The sequence below is a fragment of the Streptomyces sp. NPDC058000 genome, assembly GCF_042886435.1.
Lineage (GTDB): Bacteria > Actinomycetota > Actinomycetes > Streptomycetales > Streptomycetaceae > Streptomyces.
Map to the genome: position 1 here is coordinate 206139 of NZ_JBHVQS010000002.1, position 21692 is coordinate 227830.

Genomic DNA, 21692 nt, shown 5'->3' on the forward strand with positions numbered 1-21692 from the left:
TTCCCGGACAAGTGAGGCGGAGGCCACGATGGCCGGCTACCAGGAACACAGGGACGGCGTCCTGCGGCGCCTGCGGCTGATCGAGGGCCAGGTGCGGGGCGTGCAGCGGATGGTCGAGGAGGACACCTACTGCGTCGACGTCCTCACCCAGATCTCGGCGACCAACGCGGCGCTCCGCTCCGTCGCCCTGGTCATGCTCGACGAGCACCTCAACAGCTGCGTCACCGAGGCGATCGTGGGCGGCGGCGAGCAGGTGAAGGTGAAGGTCGGGGAGGCGTCCCGGGCCATCTCCCGCCTCGTCAGGGCCTGATGGCCACCGCGAGCCGGCCGGGCGGCGCACCGCCCGCGCCGCCCACCGAACGCCCTCCATACCCCGAGCGGTATGGGGGGCGTCGGTGCGGGGCGGCCACGCAGGCCGCGCCATACGATGTGGCGCACCGTGCGCAGTCCCGACATCAGTCCGCAGCGGTGGAGTCCGAGGAGGGGATGCAGTCGTGCGACGGCTGGGCGACCTGGAAGCTGAGATCATGGACCGGCTGTGGCGCTGGCAGCGACCCACGACCGTCCGCGAGGTCGTGGACGACATCAACCGGACCCGGACCGTCGCCTACACCACGGTGATGACGGTCGCCGACATCCTCCACCGCAAGGGCTGGCTCCGCCGCCACAAGGTCGGCCGGGCCTGGGCGTACGAACCGGTGCGCGGGCGGGAGGACTACACCGCCGGACTGATGCAGGACGCGCTGGGCCGCAGCGAGGACCGGCAGGCGGCGCTGATGCGCTTCGTGGAGCACATGTCGCAGGAGGACTTCGCCGCCCTGGACGCCGCACTGCGCGCGGTCGGCCGCGAGGAGACGGCACCCGCCGTCGAGGCGGGCGGCGAGCGGTGATCAGCCACCACGTCCTGCCGCCGCTGATGGTGCTGGCCCTGTCCGGTGCGGTGCTCCCCGAGCAACTGGCCCGGTCCCGGTGGGCACAGGAGGCGCCGCGCACGGCGGTGGCCGGCTGGCTGGCGCTCACCGCGGCGTTCGTCCTGGGGATCGCGGGCTTCGCCGTCCAGCTGCTCCTCCCCTACGAGAGCAGCCACGCCCTGTCGAACGGGGTGACCGGCTGTCTGCCGTGGGTCGCGGAAAGATGCCAACTGCCGGCTGTCGGCGTCCTGTTGGACCTGTCGTCGCAGGAGTACCTGGCGGTGGGTGCCGGGGCCGCGGCGCTGGCGCTGCCCGCGGCGGCGCTCGGCCACGGTCTGTGGCGGGCCCGGCGCGCCCGCGGCCGGCACTCCGCGACGCTGCGGCTGGTCGGCCGGCCGGATCCGGCGCTGCGCGCGGTCGTCATCGACCACGCCACCCCGGCGGTCTACTGCCTGCCCGGCCGGGACGCCCGGGTCGTGGTGAGCTCCGGCGCCCAAGGGGCCTTGACGCCCTCGCAGTTGGCGGCGGTCCTGGCGCACGAGCGGGCCCACATCGCCGGTCGCCACCACGTACTGGTCACCGCGGCGGAGACCTTCGGCCGGTTGTTCCGCCGACTGCCGCTGGCCCGGCTGGTGCGCGGGGAGGTGCCGCTGCTGCTGGAGATGGCCGCGGACGACCGGGCGCTGCGCCGGCACGCCCGCGACGCGCTGGCCACCGCGCTGTACGCGATGGCGTCGGGACAGCAGGCCCCGCCGGCGGCCTTCGCGGCCGGCGGCCCGTCCGCGGTGCTGCGGATGCGGCGGATCCTCACCCCGCACCGCAACGGCCATCCGGTGCTGCGCGGACTGTTCGCGTCGGCGGCCGCGGTCGGGGCCGCCGCACCGCTGTTCCTGGCCTGCTGCTCCCGGCTCGGATAACGCCTTCCTACGTATTTACTTCGTAGCTTCGTACCTGAAGATTCCCGGCCCACGGTGGTAATGCACCGCTATTGTTGGGGGAGTTGGGGTGATTCTCGGGGCCCCCGGGAGGGACAGAACATATGCGCCCGGTGGAGGTTCGGCCCGCGGCTCCGGCCGACGCGACCGCGATATCACGGCTGCTGGGCCAGGCGATTCGCGACAGCTATTCGGGGATTCTCACCGAATCCGCGGTGCGGCAGCTGGTCGGCACGCATTGCTCGCTCAGCCGCCTCAACGCCGAAATCGGAATTCCCGGCGGGGCTCCCGGATGGCTCGGCTGGCTGGTCGCCGAAGAGGATTCCGGACGCCTTGTCGGGGCCGCCGCGGGGGGCGTTCTGATGCCCGGCGAGGGCGAGCTCTTCGCGTTGGGAACCGCCCCGGACGCCCGCCGCCGGAAGATCGGCGGAATGCTGCTGGCCGAGGTCACCGACCGGCTGCGCGAGCACGGCGCGGTCCGGCAGGGCATCTCACTGCCGAGCGCACAGGATCCGGCGCTCCCCTTCCTGACCCGGCAGGGCTTCGAGGGCTCGGGCACCCGACTGACCCGGTTCATCTGAGCCACCCCGCCGGCACCGCCCTCCGGCCGCGCATCATGCCGGTGGCGCCGTGCCGTTGGCGCATTCCCGCGGTGGCGTGAACACGCAGCGGGTTCGGCTGGCCCGGTGCGCCACGGCCGGGACACGATTTCCTCCAGGGGCGCGGTTCCGGCGGCACGGAATCCCGGCCCGGTCAGCAGGGACCGACCGAGCTTCCTGGAGGAGCGATGCACACCCAGTCCGGTACGCCCGTGCCCGCTGCGCTCGGTCCGGCCCTGCCTCCCCCGCTCCTCGACCGGCTGCCCACCCCGCCGTACCTGCCGGGGCTGGAGTCCACCACTCCGATACGGGAGGCGGACAGCTGGCTGCGGGACGCGGTGCTGGGCCCGTTCAGCGGCGACATCGTCGAGTACCTGCGGCTGGCCAGGAACACCGGGGGGCCGATCCTCGATCTGGGGTCCGGTGCCGGGCGGTTGGCGGTCCCCTTCGCCCGGCACGGCTTCCCGGTGACGGCCGTCGACCGCGACCGGCCCGGTCTGCGGCGGTTGCACGCATGGGCGGCCGACCTCGGCCCGCAGGTGGCCCGGCTGGTCACCACGGTCCGCGCCGATCTGGAGCGGCTGCGGCTGCGGGACCACTACCAACTCGCCGTCCTGGCAGGGGCGATGGTCACCGCGGTCAGCCCCCGGGCCCGTCCGGCGCTGCTCCACGAGGTCGCCGCCCACCTCGGCGCCGGCGGCGCGCTGGCCCTGGACTACACCGAGCACGAGCCGGCCGGTCTGCTGGCGCATCCGCGCCGCACCTGGGCGTTCGAGGTGCCGCGGGTGGACGGCGTCACGGAGTGGGTGGTGGCACGGCAGGTGTTCGACCCCGACACCGGCCGGGAGCACCTGACCTACCAGTGCGAGCGCACCGAGAAGTCACGCGTCCGCAGGTCGGTGCTGACCACCGACAAGTGGGTCGTCGACCGGGGGCGGTTGACCGCGGAGCTGGCCGCGGCGGGACTGCGGATCGCGGACCGCCGGTGCCGGCGGCTCGACGCGCGGACACGGAGCGTACTGCTGGTCTGTCACACCGCCACGTGACGCGGGTCACACCGGTGTTCGCGGGTCGAGATCTTCCCTTGCAACTGTGACAAGGTGTGACGAGCGCGACTCACAGCAGCACATTGGGGGGCCTTCAGCGTGGTCAAAGCCGGTGGCAAGATGCGCACGCAATCCACTGAACTCGCGCTCGCCCTCTACCAGGAGCTCCGGTCGCGCGGTGCGTCCAGCTTCGATGCCGTGGTCTCCGACATGGGCCTGGGGCCCGAGGAACGGGAGCGATGTCGCGGCGAACTCCTCGACCTCGGCCTGATCGTCCACACGGGCACCGCCCACGACGACCAACTCGCCCTGGCCACAGGGAAGTCGGAGGCGGACACCGACGCGGTCGCCGTCATCGATCCGGAGATCGCCTTATTGCGCCTGCTGGAGAAGGAGCGGCTGCGGCTGCGCGAACACCTCCAGCAGGCCGATACCGCGTACAGCGCGCTGGAGACCCTGGCCGGAAGCTTTCTGCGGGCCGGGTCCATCGCCGGGTCGGAGGTCGAGGTGGAGGTCCTCACCGACTACCGGCGCATCCAACAGGTGTTGGAGGACATCACCGACGTCATCCAGCACGACCTGGCCTCGATGCACCCGAGCGCGCTCCAGCGGGAGGTCCCCGAGCGCGCGCTGAGCCGCGACCGGCGCCAGATCGAGAACGGGGTGCGGGTCCGCACCATCTTCAACCAGCGCTTCGCCTCGGTACCGGACATGGCCGAGCACTTCCGGCAGAAGGTCGAACTCGGCGTCGAGCTGCGCCTCTCCCCCGTCGTGCCGATGAACATGGTCATCGCGGACCACCAGTTCGCGGTGCTGCCGGTGGACCCCGAGGACAGCGCGGCCGGCGCGATCCTGGCCCGCGGCCCGGCCCTGGTCCGCTCGTACCTGGCGCTGTACGAGCACTGTTGGCACACCGCCGTCCCCTACGGCGAGCAGCATGCGGCCGAGCGGGGCGGCGACGGTCTGTCCGAACAGCAGCGGGCCGCGCTGCGGATGCTCGCCTCGGGCATGAAGGACGAGAAGATCGCCCGCAGTCTGGGGGTCTCGCTGCGCACGGTGAGCCGGCTGCTGTCGGAGCTGATGCAGGAACTCGGTGCCTCCAGCCGTTTCGAGGCCGGGGTGCGCGCCACCCGCCTGGGCTGGGTCGACTAAAGCACGACCGCACCCGCACGTCCCTTCCGGCCAGCCGTCACGGGTGGCCGGCCCTTCTGTCGCATCCCGGCTCGCCCTGGCACGGCAAGAGGTACGATGCCTGCAAATTTTTGGTCTCACCAGATGGTGGAGTGATGGTGCACAGGACTGCGGCGGGCGCACGGGAAGCGGTGATCCAACAACTCCGTGACGTCGGATTGCGGGTGACCGGCCCTCGACTCGAAGTACTCCAGGTGCTCTCCGCGGGCGGCCATCTGGACGTGGAGGCGCTCACCGCGGCGGCCCGCGAACGGCTCGGCACGCTCACCAGCCAGGCGGTGTACGACATGCTCCGGCACTTTCTCGACACCGGGTTGGTGACGAAATTCGAGCGCCCGGGATTTCCCGCGGTCTTCGAAATCGCCGGGCAGCCGCATCAGCATGCGCTCTGCGTGGAATGCGGACGGGTGGAGAACGTCGAGCACGAGATTCCGATTCCGCCGGAAAAGGCCCTGAAAGGCTGGCGGACGGAGAGCGCCGAGATCATTTTCAAGGGTCTCTGTCCGGACTGCCGGAAAGCGTGAAAGGGCCCCGGCCCGCTCGGGGGAAGCGGGCCGGGGCCGGTCGGTGGCGCCTCAGGCGCGGGCTGCGGTCAGCGGGGTGGGCCAGGTGTTGCCCTGGGTGCCCGTGGTGCCGGCCTGGCGGGCCAGCCGCGTCGGCCAGGTGTTGTCGTCGGCGCCGAACGCCCCGGCGAGGGTGACCGGTGCGGGGTGTGCGGGCCAGGTGTTGCCCTGCGCACCGGCCGCGGTCCGCGCCGCCGCACCGTCCAGGGACACCACCACCGCGGGCACCGCGACGGCGCCGCAGAGCGTGGCGGCGGCCGCGAGTTGGCCCAGTGCGGTGCGCAGCGCGGTGGCGGAGACGGGGCGGGTGAGGATGGCGACGGACATGATTCCTCCAGGCTGAAAAAGATGGGCGGAACTTCCCTCGCCCGTGCCGCCGGGCTGCTCGGGAAGACACCTGAATAATCGCCCGCCACCACCCCCGGAACCAGGGGCCCGGCACGTCGCATCCGCGCCATGGCAAAAGTGCGTCAGATCGCTCCCGCGGGGATATCCGCGGGCCGCCGGAATTTCCTACTGAACGGCCGAATCTGGGCTGCACCATTCTTTTGGCGAAACAAAATGACCTGCTAGGGTGAATCCGCGGCGCTCCTTTTCCTCCAGGACGGGAACGCCCACCGGGGCAGGGGCGTGCCGCCGCCCCTGCCCCCTCCGCTGCCACCGGGCCTCCGCCAACGCGCTCCGGTACGCGCGCAGCGCCCCGTCGGCCGCCGCCTCCCAGCTCATGCCCGCCGCGTGCCGCACCGCCTCGTGACCCATCCGCGCCACCGCCTCGGGCCGGTGGGCCAGCCACCGCAACCGCCGTGCGTAGTCGACGGGTTCGTGGCCGGGCACCAGGAATCCCGTCTCCGCGTGCCGGACGGCCGTCGGCAGCCCGCCCACCGCCGCCGCCAGCACCGGCGTCCCGCACGCCTGTGCCTCCAGCGCCACCAGGCCGAACGACTCGCTGCGCGAGGGCATCACCAGGACGTCCGCGGCCCGGTACCACTCCGCCAACCGCGGCTGCGGCACGGCGGGCTCCCAGCGGACGAGCCCGGCGATGCCGAGGTCGTGGGCGAGGGCGCGGAGCCGTTCGGGATGCCGGGTGCCGGTGCCGCTCACGCCGCCGATCAGCGGTACGTGCAGCCGGTCGCGCAACTCCGGTGCCTCTCGCACCAGTTCGGCGAGCGCGCGGAGCAGGACGTCCGGGGCCTTGAGCGGCTGGACGCGGCCGGCGAAGAGCGGGATGAAGGCCCCTTCGGGCAGTCCGAGTCGGCGCCGGGCGGCCCGGCGGCCCTCGCGCGGGCAGAAGGTCCGCAGGTCGACGCCGGGCCGTACCACGTCGGTGCGGGTCGGGCGGGCGCCGTACAGCGCGTGCAGCGCCGCGGCCTCGTCGGCGGTGTTGGCAAACAACCGGTCCGCGGCGGCCACCACCCGGTGTTCGGCGCGGATGCGGTGGGCCGGCTCGGGGGTGTCGCCGTCGGCCAGTGCGGCGTTCTTGACCCGGGCCAGGGTGTGCATGGTGTGTACCAGCGGCACCCGCCAGTGCGCGGCGGCGACCCGGCCGGCCTGCCCGGCAAGCCAGTAGTGCGAGTGGACCAGGTCGTACGGGCGCGGGCCGACGAGCCCGGGGTCGCGGAGCAGCCCCAGGGAGAACTCGGCGAGACGGGCCGGCAGTTCCTCCTTGGGCAGCGGGCGGCGCGGCCCGGCCGGCAGATGCCGCACCCGGACGCCCGGGGCGAGCGGCACCCACGGCGGGTGACCCTCGCCCCGGCAGCGGGTGAACAGGTCCACTTCGGCGCCCCGCCCGGCCAGGGCGCGGGAGAGTTCGACCAGGTAGACGTTGAGGCCGCCGGCGTCACCGGTGCCCGGCTGGTGGAGCGGCGAGGTGTGGACGCTGAGCATCGCGATGCGCAAGGACACGGGGCCTCCTGGAGGACGGGAGCCACGCGCCCGGCCGCCGCGTGCCGACGACCGGTCACGCGGCGGTGGTTACGGACAGTGCCGATCCGGGGCGGGTCAGAACCCGAAGACGGGCCCGGACGGCGGGTCGAGCCGGGTGCCGGCCGCGGGGGCGGCCAACGCCTGGGCGGTCACCGGACCGCCGGGGGCGATCCGCAGTGCGGCGGCCAACCGGTCGGCGCCCTCCGGCATCACCGGGCGGGCCCAGGCGGTCAGTCCGGCGGCGACGCTCAACTGGGCGACGAGCGGGGCGAGATGCCGCCCGTCGCGGTGCGGCCGGCGGCGCTCGTGGGTGTTGAGGTGCCCGAAGTCGTCGGTGGCGCGCACGATCTCGTCGAGCATCGCCACCGCCCGCCGCGGGTCGAAGGACTCCAGGTCGTACGCCTCGCGGAGCTCCTCGACGCCGCGGCCGACCCGGCGGACGTGACGGTCCCAGCCGGTGCCGCCGGGCAGCACCCCCGGCACCACGCCCGCGCTCTCCTCGCGGACCGCCGCGAACACCCGCGCCAGCCAGCCGTTCCAGGTGGTGTCGAGCACCCGCCGGGCCCGGGCCAACCGCTCACGGTCGAAGCCGGTGCTCCGACCGGCCGGCCGGGCCTGGAGGACATGGCGACGCAGGGTGTCCGAGCCGAACTCGGTGAGCAGGTCGAGGGCCCAGACGCCCTCCGGGCCGCCGTCCCCGATGCGGAAGTCCTCGTTGACGCAGAAGTCCTGCGGGAGTTTCAGCCCTTGGGCCAGCAGCAGGACCGGGAGCAGCACCGCGTGGCAGAAGGCGTGGCCGTAACCGCAGAAGTGCACCGAGCGCTCCGGCAGTTCCTCCTCGTGCGCCCCGTGGCCGAAGAGCTGCATGGCCGCCGTCTCGAAGCAGGCGTCGATGCGGTGGTCGGCGAACTCCTCGACGGGTACCGGGATGCCCCATTCACCGGGGTGTCCGACGGCGACGTCCGGGAGGCCGTCCTCGATCAGGCCCTCGCACAGGGCGGCGAGCCGGGGCGGCAGCGCCGAGGCGGCCCAGTGGTCGGCGAGGGGGTCGCGGAACGGTTCCAGCGGGAGGTAGAGGCGCCGGCAGCGGCGCGGGCGGGCGGGGGTGTCGCAGCGGGTGCAGGTCGGGTCGAGCAGGTCGCCGCCGTCGTTGGGGCGGGCGCAGGCGCGGCACGTCCCGCCGGCGCCGGTCCGGCCGCAGTGCGGGCAGCCGCCGGTGACGTGCGCGCCGTGCAGCCAGCGGTCGCAGGACGCGCAGTACGGCAGCAGCCGGGCGCGCGGGGCGATCACCCCGTCGGCGTGCAGCCGCGCGAACAGCTCCTGGATCCAGCGGGTGTAGCCCTGATCGCCGCGGGGGTGGACGATGCGGTCGAAGGTGATGCCGGAGCGCCGCCAGTCGGCGGTGATCGCGGCGCGGTAGCCCTCGGCGACCTCGGCCGGTTTGCGGCCGGTGCGCAGGGCCCGGGCCTCGACCGAGGCGGCGTGGTCGGCGGTGCCGGTGGCGAACCGGACGGGCCGGCCGTCGGCGCGCAGGAACCGGGCGAGGACGTCGGCGGCGACGTACGGGCCCGCCAGGTGCCCGATGTGGAGTTCACCGTGCGGAGCGGGCGGGGTCGCCGTGATCCAGTAAGGGGTGGGCACGGGTGGACCTCCTTGACGCGAGGAGTGGAGCGGGACGCGGCGGCGGACCGCGCGGACAGGCCCTAGCGCGGTTCGAAGTGGAAGGAGCGGATGAAGCAGTCGCGCGGCTGCTCCACGGCGTAGACGATGCATTCGAAGAGCGCCTGGGTGGTGAGCTTCTCGTCCTGGTGCGCGGGGTTGCTGGCCATGCCCTCCCACTCCGCGGAGCGCGGGTCCGAGGTGGAGAAGTCGGGCGGATAGAGGGAGAGGACCCGGACCCCGGAAGGGCCGAGCCGGCGCGCGAGGATGTCGGCGAACCCGGCCTGTGCGCTCTTGGCCGCGTAGAACGCCTCGTGCGCGGGGGCGGTGCCGGGGCCGGGCGCGGTGGATACCGCGACCATGTTGATGATGTCGGGCCGCGGCGAGGCACGGAGCAGCGGCAGGAAGTGTTTGACCATCAACACCGTGCCGCCGGCGGTCGATTCGATGGTCTCGACGATCTGCTCGTCGGAGGCCGCCTCGAACTCCATCCCGTCGAGCCAGCGGGCCCCGTTGTTGACCAGCAGGTCCACCCGGTCGGTGTGGGTGCCGACCCGGTGGGCGAACTCCCGGATGTCGGCCGGCCGGCTCAGATCGCAGCCGAAGGCGTGGATCCGCTGCCGGGCCGCGCCCAGTACCTCGCCCCGGGTGCGTTCGGCCGCCTCGACGGTCCGCGCCGAGACGTAGACCTCCGCCCCCAGGTGGGCGAATCCGACGGCGAGGGCGCGCCCGAAACGGCGGGACGCGCCGGTGACCACGACGCGCAGGTTCTCGAATGACATTGTCGTCGGCTCTCCCGGATCGGGACACGGTGGGATGCGGGCCCCGCCGCCCGCGCGGAGCGCGGCGGCATCGGTTGGGGGTTGCCCGCGCGTCCAGCCTGGCAGAGGGTGCCGCCCCCAACTGCGCGGAGGCGGCTGCGCGTTCACGCCGTGACGTGGATGCGCCACGGCACCGGCAGTCCGCGCTCCAGGACGCGGACGCGTTTGCCGTGCACGCCGGCGTCCCGCAGTCGGCCGTGGTCCGCGGCCGCCGAGGCGGTGACGGTGCCGCCGGGGGTGACCAGGCGCAGCAGCAGCCGGCCGGCCGGTCGCGGTCCGGTGGCCGGCCCGGCCAGCAGCTCCGGCAGGGTGCCGGGTACCGCGGCCGCCGCGGCCAGGCACAGCGCGCCGGTGAGCGCCAGGCCCGGGTGCCAGGACGGTACGGTCACCGCGCGGACGGCCAGCGCCCCGGGGCCGTGCGGGGCCACCGCGGCGACCTTGGGCAGCGCCCCGCCGGCGCGCAGCCCCAGCAGCCGGGCGGCGGCGGCCCGGATCGCCCGCAGCCTGGCCAGCACCGCGTCCCCGGCGGTGTGCAGCTCCGCGGCGGTGGGCACCCCGAGGTCCGCGGCGCTGACGAGGACGTAGGGGTTGCCGTAGTGGACGAGGGAGGCCCGGACGCCGCAGAGCCGGTCGAGCGGGCGCCCGGTGGGCAGCAGTCCGGTGAACGGGGCGGAGCGCAGCAGCCGCACGGTGTACGCGCCGTCCGGCTCGGGTTCGCAGCGCACCGGGTCCCCGGTGGTGACCGCGCGCACCCGCACCGGTCCGGTCCCGCCCGCGGCCGCGACGCAGGCGAGCAGGGAGTGTCCGCATCCGGCGCGGAAGTCGAAGCCGTCGGGGAGGCACTGCACGAAGCGGTAGTCGAGGTCGTGGCGGGTCGGGTCGGCGGGTGGTCCGTAGAGGGCGAGTTTGCGGATGTGGCCGCGGCCGGTGCGCGCCAGCCAGTCCGTGACGGCGGTCAGGTCGGCGCGGGCGGCCAGTCGGCCCGGCGGGACGGTGTCGCGGTGCAGCACCAGGGTCGGGCCGGGTGCCCCCTCGGCCAGGACGAGGTCGGCGGTCACGCCGCGCGGGCGGCGGCCGGGGTCCGCATGCCCCGGACGACCTCCGTCCACAGCTCGTGGACGGCCAGCGCCCACAGGGCGAGGGCGGTGGGTTCGGTCGGCCGGGCGAGTTGACGGGTCATCAGTTCCTGGACGCGGTCCGGGCGGAGTCGGCCGTCGCGGCGCAGCCGGGCCGGCGAGAGCAGGTCGCGCACCGTCCCCAGCAGCGGGCCGCCGGGGGTGAGCATCGCCGCGACCGGCAGGGTGAACGGCTGCTTGGGGCGGTGCAGCACGGCCGGCGGGAGCAGGTCCCGGCCGGCGGCGTACAGCGCGCGTTTGCCGGTGCGCGCGGCGGCCGGGAGGCTCCGGGCGTGGGCGGCCACCGCCGGTTGGCAGAACGGCAGTCGGGCCTCGACGGCCCACGCCATGCTCAGGTGGTCGACCCGGCGGAGGTGGTAGGCGGGCAGCCGGGTCCGGGTCTCGAAGCGGGTGAGGGCGGTGAGCCGGTCGGGGCCGGCGGCCCGCAGCGCCTCGGCGATCCGGTCGGTGGCGGTGCCGGTCTCGGCGAGCCGGGCGCGGTAGGCGGGGGTGTAGAGCCGGTCGCGCAGGGCCCGGGGGGCGGCGGCGAGCGCCTCGGTGTACGGCGTGATCCAGTCGGCGGCCGGCGGGGCGGCCAGTGCGGCCCGGATCCGGTCGTAGCCGCCGAACAGTTCGTCGGCGCCGTCGCCGGTGAGCGCCACGGTGAAGCCGGCCTCCCGTACGGCGCGGAAGAGGGCGTAGGTGCTCAGGCCGATGGGGTCGGCGTTGGGCTGGCCGAGGTGGCGGACGGTGCGGGTGAGCAGCGAGCCGAACTCGTCGGGGTCGACGGCGATGTGGTGGTGGACGGTGCGGGCCCGGCGGGCGACGGCCCTGGCGTAGCCGTCCTCGGCGGCCGGCCAGCGGCCCCGGTAGGCCAGGTGGAAGGTGTGCAGGGGGCCTCGGCCGGCCTCCCGGACCGCCTCCGCGGCGAGTGCGGTCACCAGTCCGGAGTCCAGTCCGCCGCTGGTGACGGCGCACAACGGGCGGTCGGTGCGGGCCAGTTGCCGCACCTCGTGGCGCAGCACGTCCAGCGTCGTCCCCGGTGCGGCGGTGGCGCGCGGTTCCCGGCGGTGCAGCCGCGGCGCGGCGCCGGCCCGGACGACCGCCGTGGTGCCGGGCGGCAGGACGTCGATCCCCGCCAGGGCGGTCCGGGGGCCCAACGGGGTACGGGTGGCGAGCACGGTGTCCAGGGCGTCGTCGCGGATGGTGGCCGGGACCCCGTCGAAGGCGAGCAGGGCGGGGAGCTCGGAGGCGAAGCGGATCGCGCCGTCCGGGGACCGGTGGTGGTGCAGCGGTTTCATGCCCGACTCGTCGACGGCGAGGACCAGTTGGGGGCGGGCGCGGAGGTCGAGGACGGCGATGGCGAACATGCCGTCCAGGTGCGCGGCGAAGTCGGGCCCGTATTCGGCGTAGAGGGCGGGGATCAGGCTGCCGTCGCAGGCGTCCGGGAAGCGGTGGCCGCGGGCGGCCAGGCGGCGGCGCAGCGCGGCGTGGTGGTAGAGCTCGCCGTTGAACACCGCGAGGATTCCGGGGAGTCGGGCGTCGCGGTAGGGCTGGGCGCCGCCGGCGGGGTCGGTGACCGCCAGGCGGTCGCAGCCGAGCGACCAGCCCGGTCCGCGCAGTGCCCCGCGCTGGTCCGGGCCGCCGTGCCGCTGTCGGGCGGAGACCGCGGCGAGTTCGGGGGCGGACGCCCCGACCGCGAAGGAGCCAAAGATCCTGCACATACCGGTCGCCTCCGGTTGCTCTCGCGGATCCGACCGCACACCCGGGCCACATCCGACCTGACCAATGATTTGAATCTAACAATTTTCTGTCTGGCGCGTAAGTGTCATGTCGTGATCGCGCCACCGGCTCCGCCTTGCCGCCCGGCGCCGCGCCCAACAGGCTTGCCCCATGGGCGATTTCACCGACGTCCCGGACCGCACCGCGCCCCAGAGCCTGCTGGTCGTGGCCGCGCACCCGGACGACATCGAGTTCTGTGTGAGCGGCACCGTGATGCAGTGGATCTCCCACGGCGCCCGGGTGACGTACTGCATCGTCACCGACGGCGGTGCGGGCGGCTACGACGCGACTCTGCCGCGGCAGGCCATGACGCACCTGCGCCGCGCCGAACAGGTCCACTCGGCGAAGCTGAGCGGGGTGCAGGACGTCCGCTTCCTCGGCTACCCGGACGGCGCCGTCGAGCCGAGCGCGGCGCTCCGCCGCGATCTGTGCCGGGTGATCCGCCAGGTGCGGCCACAGCGCGCCGTCATCCCCAGCCCGGAGATCAACTGGCAGCGGGTCGCCGACCTGCACCCCGACCACCGGGCGGTCGGCGACGCCGCACTGCGCGCCGTCTACCCCGAGGCCCGCAACCCCTTCGCCCACCCGCAACTGCTCCGGGACGAGGGCCTTACGCCCTGGGCCGTCCCCGAGCTGTGGCTGATGACCGGCCCCTCCCCCAACCAGTACGTCGATGTCACCGCGGTCTTCGACCGCAAGGTGGACGCGCTGCGCCTGCACACCTCGCAGACCGCGCACTTCGACGACCTGGCCGGCCTGCTGCGCGGCTGGCTCGCCGAGCACGCGCGGGCGGGCGGCCTGCCGCCGGGCCGCCTCGCCGAAGCCTTCCAGATCGTCGACACCGCGTGAGCCGGTGCGGACGGCGTCATCGGTAGATCGACAACTCCGCCTCCGTCCCGCCGGTCAGCGCGTACCGGGTGCCGACGAGCGGGCGGCCGGAGTAGAGCCGGATCAGGGTCGGGGTGTCGCCCCGGAAGTCCACCGGCGGCCGGCCGGGAATCGGATTGCCCAACATCAACGGGCCGTATCCATCAGCGAGTTGGGCGTTTAGGCGCGGGGTTTCCCGACGCCGGCTGGCCACCGCGAGCAGCGGCAGCGCCAGTGCGGTCGCGGCACCGCCGTACGCGCCGGGGACGCCCAGCGCGGCGCGGACGTCGCCGGCGTGCACCCACTCCCCCAGCGCGACGGTGTCCCACCTGCCGTCCGGATCCGCGGCGAGCGCCGGGCCGGCCTCGCCGAAGCCCTGTTCCAGCTCGTCGAGGATCCGGCCCAGCGGCCAGTTCGTGCGCGCGGCGACATCCGCGGCGTTCGCCTCGGGCCGGAACGCCCCGTCCCCGGTGCGCCCTTCGGCGAGCCGCACCAGCGCCGCCCCGCAGTGCGCCAGGACGTCCCGCACGGTCCACCCAGGGCAGGCCGTGCGGAGCGCGAACCGGTCGGTCGGGGTGGCCCGCAGCAGCGGCAGCAGGGCGTCCCGCTCGGTGCGCAACAGCCGTCCCGGCAGTTCCGGGTCGCGGGCCGGCTCCGGACCGGTGCCCTGGGCGCATCCGCCGGTCGCCTGCGGAGGCCCCGTCATCGCAGCCCCCGCAGGTGGGTGACGAGATGGGCGATGCAGCCCACCCCGTAGGTGCGGCGGATCTGGGCGACCAGCGGTTCCCGGTACAGGCGGTACTCCTGCGTGCCGACGTAGTCCAGTGCGGTCGCGGCGAGCACGCAGCCGAGCTGGGCCGCGCACTTCTCCGGAACGCCCCAGGCCAGGCCGGCCAGGAAGCCGGCGCGGAAGGCGTCGCCGACCCCGGTCGGGTCGACGACGCCCACCACGTCCACCGCGGGCACGGTGCGCGGCGGCCGGTCCGCGGCGAGGAGCCGGACGCCGTCCGCCCCCTGGGTGACGACCCAGCAGCCGACCCGGCGCAGCACCTCCTCCTCGGCCCATCCGGTCCGTTCCAGCAGGAGACCGGATTCGTAGGCGTTGGTGAACAGCCAGCGCGCACCGTCCACCAGGTCCCGGGCCTGGGCGCGGCCCAGGGTCGCGAGCTGCTGGGAGGGGTCGGCGGCGAAGGGGACGCCGAGGGTGCGGCACGCGCGGGTGTGCCGCACCATGGCGTCCGGATCGTCCGGCGAGACCATCACCAGCCCCAGCCGGCCCACCCGTTCCACCACCGCGCCGAGGTCGATCTGGCGCGCCTCGACCATGGCGCCGGCGTAGAAGGTGGCGATCTGGTTCTGCATCCGGTCCGTGGTGCACACGAACCGGGCGGTGTGCAGCTGCTCGCTGACCCGGACCGAGTCGGTGTCCACGCCGTGCCGCTTCAACCACAGGCGGTACGGCTCGAAGTCCGCGCCGACCGCCCCGACCAGCACCGGCCCGATCCCCAGCTGGCCCAGCCCGAAGGAGATGTTGGCCGCCACCCCGCCCCGACGGACGTCGAGGCGGTCGGCGAGGAAGGAGAGCGAGACGTGGTCGAGCCGGTCGGTCAGCAGCTGGTCGCGGAAGCAGCCGTTGAAGGTCATCAGGTGGTCGGTGGCGATCGAGCCGGTGACGGCGATCCGCATGTCAGGCCCCCACGGCCGTGCGCGGGTCCGGGTCGGGGTGTCGCTCGGGGACGGATTCCGAGGTGAAGAGCCGCCGGCTCATCTCACCGCACCTCCGTGCGGAAGAAGTTGGCCTCGATGGCGTCGAGGGTGCGGATGGCGTCGACCTCCAGCGTCTCCATCTCGATGGACTTCCCGCACTGCTGCTCCAGCAGGAAGACGAACTCGACGAAGGAGAGCGAGTCGATCAGCCGGTTCTCGATCAGGTCCAGGTCGCCGGGGACGTCCTCGCGGTCCGGGTGGCGCTTGAGGATCCAGTCCTTGACCTGCTGGATACCGGAGTTGACGGGCGTGTTCATGGGGTGCTCCTTACGGTGCCGGTGGTGCCGGAGAGGGGTTCTGGAGAGGTGCGCTCGGGGAGGTCGCCCCCGGCGGGCGGGGCCGGGTCGCCGAGGATCGGGGCGGCCACGGCCACCGCGTAGTCGACGTCGTGGCTGATGCTCACGGTGATCTCGGCGATGCCGGCCTGTGCGGCGTACTCGGCTGCCCGGCGTCTGAGGTGGACCAGCGGCCAGCCGCCGTCCGCGCGGCGCACCACGATGTCCCGCCAGGGCAGCAGGACACCGCGGACCCGCAGCGTCTTGAACGCCGCTTCCTTGGCGGCGATCCGGCCGCAGAGGCCGAGCAGGTCGAGGCCGGCGGAGGTGCGGCAGTCGTCCAGTTCGCCGGGGTCCAGCATCCGGCCGAAGAACTCCTCGCCGTACTCGGAGCGGAGTCTGCGGACGCGGGTGACGGACACGATGTCCATGCCGAGGTGCGCCCAGCCCAGGCCGCCCGCCGGTGGGGCGGTCGGACGGGCCGGCACGTCAGGTCACCGGCCCGCCGGCCGGGGCGGTGGGCACCGCGGCGCGGGCGCGTTCGACCGCCGCGGTGGCCGCGTCCCAGCTGCCGTGCCGGCGGGTCAGCGCGGACAGCCAGCGCTCCAGGCCGAAGGCCACGCAGCTGGTGAAGGCCGGGCCGCCGAAGCCGGCGAGGGTGATGCCGCAGCGGTCGCCGAAGAAGTTCCGGTGGGTGTTGACCGAGGCGATGGCCAGGTCCTCGTAGAGGAATTCGTGCTTGACGGGCGAGAGGCGCTGGAGCAGGGCCTTGGTGTTGCCCTTGTCGTAGAACGGGTCGCAGGCGGCCTCCTTGCGCAGCGGCAGGTCCAGGGCCTCGGCGAACGCGACGATCCGGGCGGCGAAGGCGTGCAGGTGCGCCTCGGCGTGGTCGCGGCTGCCCAGCGCGACGATCTCCCGCATGCGGAAGGCGAGTTGGCGGCGCAGCCCTTCGTAGTGCTGCTCCTGGCGGAAGCACCAGCCGACGATGGTGACGAGGGTGCGCTCCGGGACCTGCTGTCCCTGGTGGTCGAGGTAGACCGCGTAACAGGAGGCGGAGGGCAGGCCGAGTTCGGCGGGTTGGAGGGCCTGGCAGGGGAAGCAGCCGGTGTCCTGGCAGAAGGGCGAGGTGTCGCGCTGCGCCAGGTTGAGCGGGGCGGCGACGACGGCCTGTTGGGGGAAGTTGTCGTAGTAGTCGAGTCGGGCGAGATCGGCGGCCGGGAGCAGCGGTGGCATGGTCATCGGCCGGGCGCCGGCGGCCACGCCCCAGCTCTCGAAGGTGTCGTCGAGCAGACGCAGCAGGGCGGTGCCCTCGGGGCCGAGGGACGGCAGGCCGGTCTGCGGCTGGGCAGGTGGTGCTGTGGTCACGGTCCACCTCGCAGTGGTGGGTAGCGGGGTTGTCAGAGGGCGGGCAGCGTGGCGTCGGAGAAGATGCCGGTCTTGAGGAAGAAGCCGAGCGGCTTGCGGATGGCCCGGCGCTCGTGCTCCCGGCGTCCTTCGTCGGCGAGCAGGGCGTTGCGCAGCCCGAGCGGGTCGGCGATGCCGGCGTCGCGGTAGACGTGCGGGTTGTAAAGGGAGTTGACGCTGAAGACGACGTAGCGCTTGAGGTACGCCTCGACCTCGGCGAGCCGTTCGGCGCGGAGGGCCTGGCGCATCCGGGTGTGGAGCAGGGCGACGAGTTCCCGGCCGAAGGCGATGTGGCGGGACTCGTCCTGGTGGTGGAGGCGGTTGACCTGGCGGATGGTGTCGCAGAGCGTGGCGTCCTGCGCCATTTTGGTGTTGTAGTGGTCGACCAGCTCCTCGAAGAACAGGATGCGGGCGAAGACCAGGAAGTTCTCGGCCTCGGGCTCCCAGGCGGAGTCTGCGCGCAGCGCGGTCGATCCGTAGATCTTGCCGCCGTAGCGGCGGCAGAACTCGGCGAAGAACCACATGTGTTCGTTCTCCTCGCCGATGAAGTGGTGGAAGAAGTCCGACGGCACCTCGAAGCCGGGCGTGTGGATGCGTCCGACGACCTCGATCAGCAGCTCGCGGATGCCGTGCACGTTGAGGCTGTAGAAGCTCACCGACTCCCACTTCGAGAGCCGGCGGAGGGTGTCCTCGCCGAGTTCGTCGGCGTGCCGGGTGCCGTGGACGGTGAGCAGTTCGGGGCTCATCCACAGGCGGTCCTCGTCGAGCCGCTCGGGCCAGTCGAACTGCTGGTAGGGGTTGTAGTAGTCCTCGACGGATTTCTCGCTGAGCCTGGCGAGGACCTCCAGGAAGCGGTCGCTGGTGGGCAGGGCGGAGCCGGCCATCGTTCCTCCTCGGTGGGTGCGCGGGTCGTGCGGGCGGCGGTCGGCCGTCAGGGCCGGACCTCGTACACCGCGTTGACCGGGGTCTCGGCGGCGCGCCGCCAGCGGCTGAAACCGGCCTCGGCGGCGAGGGCCCGGAACGCCTGCTCGCCGGAGTGGTTGCCGAGCGCCTGCGGGCCGCGCTGGGCGAGGGCGACCGGCAGGCACATCACCGCGGAGAGCGCCATGAACATCCGGGCGGCGGGGGTGCCGGCGGTCACGTCGTCGGGTGCGACGTTGGATTCGACGAGCATCCAGGTGCCGTCGGCGTCCAGGGACTTGCGGACGTGTTGGGCGGCGGCGAGCGGATCGCCCATGTCGTGCAGGCAGTTGAAGAAGGTGACCAGGTCGTAGCCGGTGCCGGGGTAGTCGTCGGCGCCGGCCACGTCGAAGACGACCCGATCGGCGAGGCCGGCGTCCTCGGCGAGCTGCCGGGCGAGGGTGATCGCCTCCTCCGAGTAGTCGAAGCCGTGCACGGTGGCGTGCGGGAAGGCTTCGGCGATCAGCAGGGTGGTGTGGCCCACCCCGCAGCCGACGTCGGCGACGGTGCCGCCGGCGGCCAGTTTCTCCGCGGTGCCGTGCAGCGACGGCAGCCAGTCGGGGATCAGTCGGTGCTGGTAGGTCGGTTCGAAGAAGCTGCCCATGCCGGTGTCCAGGGCCGGGTCGTGCTCGGCCCAGCCGACGCCGTCGCCGGTGCGGTAGGCGTCGGCGAGCAGGTCCTCGGTGGCGTAGAGCGCTTTGAGGGCGGTGAAGAAGCCGGCCGCGTAGGTGGCGGCGGTGGGGTCGGCGAGGACGGGCCGGTGGGCGTCGGGCAGGGTGTAGGCGCCGTCCGGCCCGCGGTCGACGTAGGTGGCGCTGAGCTGGGCGTGCAGCCACTCCTCGGCGTACCGGGGGTGGATCCCGGTGCGGTCGGCGAGTTGGGTGGGGGTGAGCGGGCCGTGGTCGGCGAGCGCGCGGTAGAGGCCGAGCCGCTGCCCGAGGGAGACGGACAGGCCGCGGACGGCGGCCGCCGCGTCGTCGATGATCCGCTGGTGGAAGTCGGCGGCGGTGGTCATGACGGGTCCTCCTCGCCGGCCGGCAGGTCGCAGGTGAACAGGAAGGACCTCGGGAGGCGGGGGACGTCGCGGGGCGGGACGGGGTAGGGCCAGCGGCCGAAGTCGGCGCCCTCCTCCCCTGGTTGCCGTACCTCGCGGACCGCCCAGCCGCACTCGGTGAGCAGTTGCTCGGGGTCCTCGGTGCCGAACAGCCAGGGGTTGCCGTCGTCCGCGAGAGCCGTCAGGAACGGCCGGGACAGCGGGTTCTCCAGCGCGGCGCGGCTGATGACGTCGCCGAGCAGGACCGAGCCGGGGCCGCTCAGCCCGGCCAGGGTGGCGAGCAGTCCGCGGACCGCGGTCTCGGGCAGGAAGAACAGCAGGCCCTCGACGACCCACAGGGTGGGTTCCTCCGCGCGCCAGCCGGCCTCCTTCAGCGGTCCGGTCCAGTCCCCGGTGAGGTCGACGGCGACGGTGTGCCGCCGGCGTCCGGCCGGGTCCGGTTCGTCGGCCAGCAGCTCGGCCTTGGCGTCCAGCAGTGCGGGCCGGTCGAGTTCGTAGACGGTGACGCCGTCCGGCCAGTCCAGGCGGTGGAAGCGGGTGTCCATGCCGGCGGCGAGGAACACCACCTGGCGCAGCGCGCGTTCGGTGACGGCGCGGGTGATGGCCCGGTCGAGGTAGGTGGTGCGGATGGCGAGGAACGGCACCGTGCCGGCGCCGGCGTAGCGCTCCAGCAGCGTGAAGCCGATGGTGTCGGCGACGGTGCGGGCGTACGGGTCGGCGAACAGTCGGTCGTCGCGTTCGGTCTCCAGTGCCCGCGCGGCGGCGGTCCACTGTGCGGTGCGGGATACGGCCTCCACGGAAGGCCCCCTTCACATCGGGCGGATGGGACGTGGGTCGGGTGTGGGGGACGGCCGGGTTCAGCGGGTCCGGGCACAGGGGACCGGGTCCTCGGCCGCGGGCATCGACACGGGGATGCGGCCGGAGGTGTCGGCGGGACGCCGCCGGAAGATGCTGTGCAGGATCATGCTGAACACGACCGTCCCGTCCGGGGCCACCAGCTCGCAGCGGGGCTGGACGATGCCGGTGGCGGGGTTGCCCAGGGACGGGCGTGCGCCGAGGATCTCGATCCGGGCGGTGAGGACGTCGCCGGGCCGGACCGGCCGGTGGTAGCGGACCTCGTCGATGCCGGGCGAGCCGGCGCCGGCGCTGTAGGCGAGCAGTCCGTCGACGTAGCGCCGCATGAAGAGCGCCGAGGTGTGGAAGCCGCTGGCGATCAGGCCGCCGAAGGTCGACTGTTCGGCGCGTTGCGGGTCGGTGTGGAACGGCTGCGGGTCGAAGCGCCGGGCGAACTCCAGCACCTCGTCCTCGGTGACGGTGACGGTCCCGAGGTCGTGTACGTCCCCGGCGCGGAAGTCCTCGAAGTAGCGCATGGCGCGCCCCCCTTGAGCTGAAGAGTGTGTTCTCTGAGCCACCTCCAATATACGAATCAGCCGTTTATTTTGTCTAGCCAAATCTAACGAATGCTCACTACTGAGTTGACCGAACGGAGTTGACCTCGGACAACGCCTGCGCGAGGTCCGCCCACAGGTCTTCCGCGTCCTCGATACCGACCGACAGCCGCACCGTCCCCGGGCCGATACAGGCCGCCGCCAACGCCTCCTCGTCCAGCTCCCGGTGGGAGGTGGAGGCCGGGTGGGTCACCAGCGTCTCCACACCGCCCAACGACAGCGCCAGCCGGGCCAGCCGCACCCGCGCGACGAACGCCCGACCGGCCGCCCGGCCCCCGGCCAGGTCGAACGCGACCATGCCGCCCCCACCGGACAGCAGCGCCCGGGCCCGGTCGCAGGACGGATGCCCCGGCAGCCAGGGCCAGTGGACGGCGGCCACCGCCGGGTGTGCCGCCAGCCGCCCCGCGAGGGCGGCGGCGTTCGCACAGTGCTGCGCGATCCGCAGCGGCAGCGTCGGCAGCCCGCGCAGCGTCAGCCAGGCCGCGAACGGGTCCGCGGTGGCCCCGAACTCGACCGTGCGGGGCCAGATCTCGTGCCGCAGCCGGTCGTCGGCGAAGACGGCCACCCCGCCCAGGACGTCCGAGTGCCCGGCGAGGTACTTGGTCGTGGAGTGCACCACGATGTCGGCGCCGTGCTCGATCGGGCGGCAGAGCACCGGCGAGGCCAGCGAGTTGTCGACCACGCCGAGCACCCCGTGCGCCCGCGCCGCGGCCAGCAGCCCCGGCAGGTCGGGCACCTGGCCGACCGGATTGCCGATGGTCTCCAGGAACAGCACCCGCGTCGTGGGACGGACCAGTGCGGCGAACTCCGCCTCGTCCGCCCCGTCCACGTAGTCGACGGCGATGCCGTACCGGGCCGCGAGGTCGGACAGCACCGCATACGTCCCGCCGTACAGGCACCGCTGCGCCACGACGTGGTCACCGGGCCTCAGCAGCGCCAACAGCACCCCGCTGATGGCACCCATACCGGACGCGAACGCCAGCGCCGACACACCGCCTTCGAGCCCGGCCAGGGTCCGCTCCAACGCCCGTACGGTCGGATTGCCGCGCCGGCTGTAGACGTACGGCCCGTCAGGTCCGGCCATCGCCTCCGCCAGCGCGTCCGCCGAGTCGAAGGCGAACGCCGACGACTGGACCAACGGCACACTGAGCGGCCGGCTGCCCCCCTCCCCCGGCGGCGCGCTACTGACATGCACCGCCCTGGTCCGGATGTCCAACGCGGCACCTCCGGCGCGCCGCCGACCGGCGGTCGCCCCGGCGTCCCCACCGGCATCCCGCTCCGTCTCCGCCTCCGCCTCCATCTCTGTCTCTGTCTCCGTCTCCATGACTCAACTCCCCTTTTTTGGTGGCGGTGATGGTGTGTGGTGCGCCCG

24 protein-coding genes are annotated in these 21692 nt (G+C 73.6%); 8 read left to right on the top strand and 16 right to left on the bottom strand.

Annotated features, from left to right (window positions below; genetic code table 11):
• Window positions 1-28 precede the first annotated feature (28 nt).
• From ACFVT2_RS03710 to ACFVT2_RS03740, 7 genes are all read left to right on the top strand, one after another.
• Window positions 29-310 carry a metal-sensitive transcriptional regulator gene (locus ACFVT2_RS03710; protein ID WP_390011653.1) on the top strand — a complete coding sequence of 94 codons (282 nt, stop codon included), beginning with the start codon at window positions 29-31 and terminating at the stop codon, window positions 308-310.
• Window positions 311-494: 184 nt separating this feature from the next.
• Window positions 495-890 carry a BlaI/MecI/CopY family transcriptional regulator gene (locus ACFVT2_RS03715; RefSeq protein WP_390011655.1) on the top strand — a complete coding sequence of 132 codons (396 nt, stop codon included), beginning with the start codon at window positions 495-497 and terminating at the stop codon, window positions 888-890.
• Window positions 887-1828, top strand: a complete 942-nt coding sequence (locus ACFVT2_RS03720) for a M56 family metallopeptidase (RefSeq protein ID WP_390011658.1) — start codon at window positions 887-889, stop codon at window positions 1826-1828. The genes ACFVT2_RS03715 and ACFVT2_RS03720 overlap by 4 nt, the downstream gene beginning before the upstream one ends.
• A 122-nt stretch (window positions 1829-1950) precedes the next feature.
• Window positions 1951-2427, top strand: a complete 477-nt coding sequence (locus ACFVT2_RS03725; protein ID WP_390011661.1) for a GNAT family N-acetyltransferase — start codon at window positions 1951-1953, stop codon at window positions 2425-2427.
• 206 nt (window positions 2428-2633) lie between these two features.
• Window positions 2634-3491 carry a class I SAM-dependent methyltransferase gene (locus ACFVT2_RS03730; protein ID WP_390011663.1) on the top strand — a complete coding sequence of 286 codons (858 nt, stop codon included), beginning with the start codon at window positions 2634-2636 and terminating at the stop codon, window positions 3489-3491.
• A 120-nt stretch (window positions 3492-3611) separates the two neighbouring features.
• Entirely contained in the window at window positions 3612-4643 is a 1032-nt protein-coding gene (locus tag ACFVT2_RS03735) for a LuxR C-terminal-related transcriptional regulator (protein ID WP_390011666.1), read from the top strand.
• A gap of 134 nt (window positions 4644-4777) precedes the next feature.
• Window positions 4778-5206: a Fur family transcriptional regulator gene (locus ACFVT2_RS03740; protein ID WP_390011669.1), complete on the top strand. Its 429-nt coding sequence runs from the start codon at window positions 4778-4780 to the stop codon at window positions 5204-5206.
• 51 nt (window positions 5207-5257) lie between these two features.
• On the opposite strand, the gene ACFVT2_RS03745 is transcribed toward ACFVT2_RS03740, so the two are convergent.
• The 6 genes from ACFVT2_RS03745 to asnB all read right to left on the bottom strand — a co-directional run bounded on the left by ACFVT2_RS03745 (window position 5258) and on the right by asnB (window position 12487).
• The gene (locus ACFVT2_RS03745; protein ID WP_390011671.1) at window positions 5258-5572 is read right to left on the bottom strand and encodes a hypothetical protein; all 315 of its coding nucleotides are present in this window, start codon (window positions 5570-5572) and stop codon (window positions 5258-5260) included.
• Between the two features lie 186 nt (window positions 5573-5758).
• Window positions 5759-7129 (bottom strand): D-inositol-3-phosphate glycosyltransferase, encoded by a 1371-nt coding sequence (gene mshA / locus ACFVT2_RS03750; protein WP_390012233.1) that lies wholly within the window; start codon window positions 7127-7129, stop codon window positions 5759-5761.
• A gap of 114 nt (window positions 7130-7243) precedes the next feature.
• Window positions 7244-8809, bottom strand: coding sequence for a class I tRNA ligase family protein (locus tag ACFVT2_RS03755; protein WP_390011673.1), 1566 nt, complete (start codon window positions 8807-8809; stop codon window positions 7244-7246).
• Window positions 8810-8871: 62 nt separating this feature from the next.
• Window positions 8872-9609: an SDR family NAD(P)-dependent oxidoreductase gene (locus tag ACFVT2_RS03760; protein WP_390011676.1), complete on the bottom strand. Its 738-nt coding sequence runs from the start codon at window positions 9607-9609 to the stop codon at window positions 8872-8874.
• A 143-nt stretch (window positions 9610-9752) separates the two neighbouring features.
• On the bottom strand, window positions 9753-10706 hold the full coding sequence (locus ACFVT2_RS03765) for a PrpF domain-containing protein (RefSeq protein ID WP_390011679.1): 954 nt from the start codon (window positions 10704-10706) through the stop codon (window positions 9753-9755).
• Complete coding sequence (gene asnB / locus ACFVT2_RS03770) at window positions 10703-12487, bottom strand: asparagine synthase (glutamine-hydrolyzing) (protein ID WP_390011682.1); 1785 nt, start codon at window positions 12485-12487, stop codon at window positions 10703-10705. The genes ACFVT2_RS03765 and asnB overlap by 4 nt, the downstream gene beginning before the upstream one ends.
• A gap of 169 nt (window positions 12488-12656) precedes the next feature.
• On the opposite strand from asnB, the gene ACFVT2_RS03775 reads away from it, so the two are divergent.
• A complete protein-coding gene (locus ACFVT2_RS03775; protein WP_390011685.1) occupies window positions 12657-13394 on the top strand; it encodes a PIG-L deacetylase family protein in 738 nt (245 codons plus the stop codon).
• Between the two features lie 16 nt (window positions 13395-13410).
• On the opposite strand, the gene ACFVT2_RS03780 is transcribed toward ACFVT2_RS03775, so the two are convergent.
• From ACFVT2_RS03780 to ACFVT2_RS03825, 10 genes are all read right to left on the bottom strand, one after another.
• A complete protein-coding gene (locus ACFVT2_RS03780) occupies window positions 13411-14118 on the bottom strand; it encodes a maleylpyruvate isomerase family mycothiol-dependent enzyme (RefSeq protein WP_390011688.1) in 708 nt (235 codons plus the stop codon).
• On the bottom strand, window positions 14115-15098 hold the full coding sequence (locus ACFVT2_RS03785) for a PfkB family carbohydrate kinase (RefSeq protein WP_390011690.1): 984 nt from the start codon (window positions 15096-15098) through the stop codon (window positions 14115-14117). Before ACFVT2_RS03785 ends, ACFVT2_RS03780 begins: the two co-directional genes overlap by 4 nt.
• Window positions 15099-15181: 83 nt before the next feature.
• A complete protein-coding gene (locus tag ACFVT2_RS03790) occupies window positions 15182-15436 on the bottom strand; it encodes an acyl carrier protein (RefSeq protein WP_390011692.1) in 255 nt (84 codons plus the stop codon).
• Window positions 15433-15942, bottom strand: a complete 510-nt coding sequence (locus ACFVT2_RS03795; RefSeq protein WP_390011694.1) for a holo-ACP synthase — start codon at window positions 15940-15942, stop codon at window positions 15433-15435. The genes ACFVT2_RS03790 and ACFVT2_RS03795 overlap by 4 nt, the downstream gene beginning before the upstream one ends.
• Window position 15943: 1 nt before the next feature.
• A complete protein-coding gene (locus tag ACFVT2_RS03800) occupies window positions 15944-16819 on the bottom strand; it encodes a hypothetical protein (RefSeq protein WP_390011696.1) in 876 nt (291 codons plus the stop codon).
• A 32-nt stretch (window positions 16820-16851) separates the two neighbouring features.
• Complete coding sequence (locus ACFVT2_RS03805; protein ID WP_390011699.1) at window positions 16852-17742, bottom strand: diiron oxygenase; 891 nt, start codon at window positions 17740-17742, stop codon at window positions 16852-16854.
• Window positions 17743-17789: 47 nt separating this feature from the next.
• On the bottom strand, window positions 17790-18833 hold the full coding sequence (locus ACFVT2_RS03810) for a class I SAM-dependent methyltransferase (protein WP_390011702.1): 1044 nt from the start codon (window positions 18831-18833) through the stop codon (window positions 17790-17792).
• On the bottom strand, window positions 18830-19669 hold the full coding sequence (locus ACFVT2_RS03815; RefSeq protein WP_390011705.1) for a class I SAM-dependent methyltransferase: 840 nt from the start codon (window positions 19667-19669) through the stop codon (window positions 18830-18832). Before ACFVT2_RS03815 ends, ACFVT2_RS03810 begins: the two co-directional genes overlap by 4 nt.
• A 60-nt stretch (window positions 19670-19729) precedes the next feature.
• Window positions 19730-20242 carry a MaoC family dehydratase gene (locus ACFVT2_RS03820; RefSeq protein WP_390011708.1) on the bottom strand — a complete coding sequence of 171 codons (513 nt, stop codon included), beginning with the start codon at window positions 20240-20242 and terminating at the stop codon, window positions 19730-19732.
• A gap of 97 nt (window positions 20243-20339) precedes the next feature.
• Window positions 20340-21644: a trans-sulfuration enzyme family protein gene (locus ACFVT2_RS03825; protein ID WP_390011710.1), complete on the bottom strand. Its 1305-nt coding sequence runs from the start codon at window positions 21642-21644 to the stop codon at window positions 20340-20342.
• Window positions 21645-21692: the final 48 nt, after the last annotated feature.

Bases quoted from the DNA above. Each gene is read 5' to 3' on its own strand.
- ACFVT2_RS03710 (WP_390011653.1), top strand. From the start codon at position 29: ATGGCCGGCTACCAGGAACACAGGGACGGCGTCCTGCGGCGCCTGCGG.
- ACFVT2_RS03725 (WP_390011661.1), top strand. From the start codon at position 1,951: ATGCGCCCGGTGGAGGTTCGGCCCGCGGCTCCGGCCGACGCGACCGCG.
- ACFVT2_RS03730 (WP_390011663.1), top strand. From the start codon at position 2,634: ATGCACACCCAGTCCGGTACGCCCGTGCCCGCTGCGCTCGGTCCGGCC.
- ACFVT2_RS03735 (WP_390011666.1), top strand. From the start codon at position 3,612: ATGCGCACGCAATCCACTGAACTCGCGCTCGCCCTCTACCAGGAGCTC.
- ACFVT2_RS03740 (WP_390011669.1), top strand. From the start codon at position 4,778: ATGGTGCACAGGACTGCGGCGGGCGCACGGGAAGCGGTGATCCAACAA.
- ACFVT2_RS03745 (WP_390011671.1), bottom strand. From the start codon at position 5,572: ATGTCCGTCGCCATCCTCACCCGCCCCGTCTCCGCCACCGCGCTGCGC.
- mshA (WP_390012233.1), bottom strand. From the start codon at position 7,129: ATGCTCAGCGTCCACACCTCGCCGCTCCACCAGCCGGGCACCGGTGAC.
- ACFVT2_RS03760 (WP_390011676.1), bottom strand. From the start codon at position 9,609: ATGTCATTCGAGAACCTGCGCGTCGTGGTCACCGGCGCGTCCCGCCGT.
- asnB (WP_390011682.1), bottom strand. From the start codon at position 12,487: ATGTGCAGGATCTTTGGCTCCTTCGCGGTCGGGGCGTCCGCCCCCGAA.
- ACFVT2_RS03775 (WP_390011685.1), top strand. From the start codon at position 12,657: ATGGGCGATTTCACCGACGTCCCGGACCGCACCGCGCCCCAGAGCCTG.
- ACFVT2_RS03780 (WP_390011688.1), bottom strand. From the start codon at position 14,118: ATGACGGGGCCTCCGCAGGCGACCGGCGGATGCGCCCAGGGCACCGGT.
- ACFVT2_RS03785 (WP_390011690.1), bottom strand. From the start codon at position 15,098: ATGCGGATCGCCGTCACCGGCTCGATCGCCACCGACCACCTGATGACC.
- ACFVT2_RS03790 (WP_390011692.1), bottom strand. From the start codon at position 15,436: ATGAACACGCCCGTCAACTCCGGTATCCAGCAGGTCAAGGACTGGATC.
- ACFVT2_RS03805 (WP_390011699.1), bottom strand. From the start codon at position 17,742: ATGGCCGGCTCCGCCCTGCCCACCAGCGACCGCTTCCTGGAGGTCCTC.
- ACFVT2_RS03810 (WP_390011702.1), bottom strand. From the start codon at position 18,833: ATGACCACCGCCGCCGACTTCCACCAGCGGATCATCGACGACGCGGCG.
- ACFVT2_RS03820 (WP_390011708.1), bottom strand. From the start codon at position 20,242: ATGCGCTACTTCGAGGACTTCCGCGCCGGGGACGTACACGACCTCGGG.
- ACFVT2_RS03825 (WP_390011710.1), bottom strand. From the start codon at position 21,644: ATGGAGACGGAGACAGAGACAGAGATGGAGGCGGAGGCGGAGACGGAG.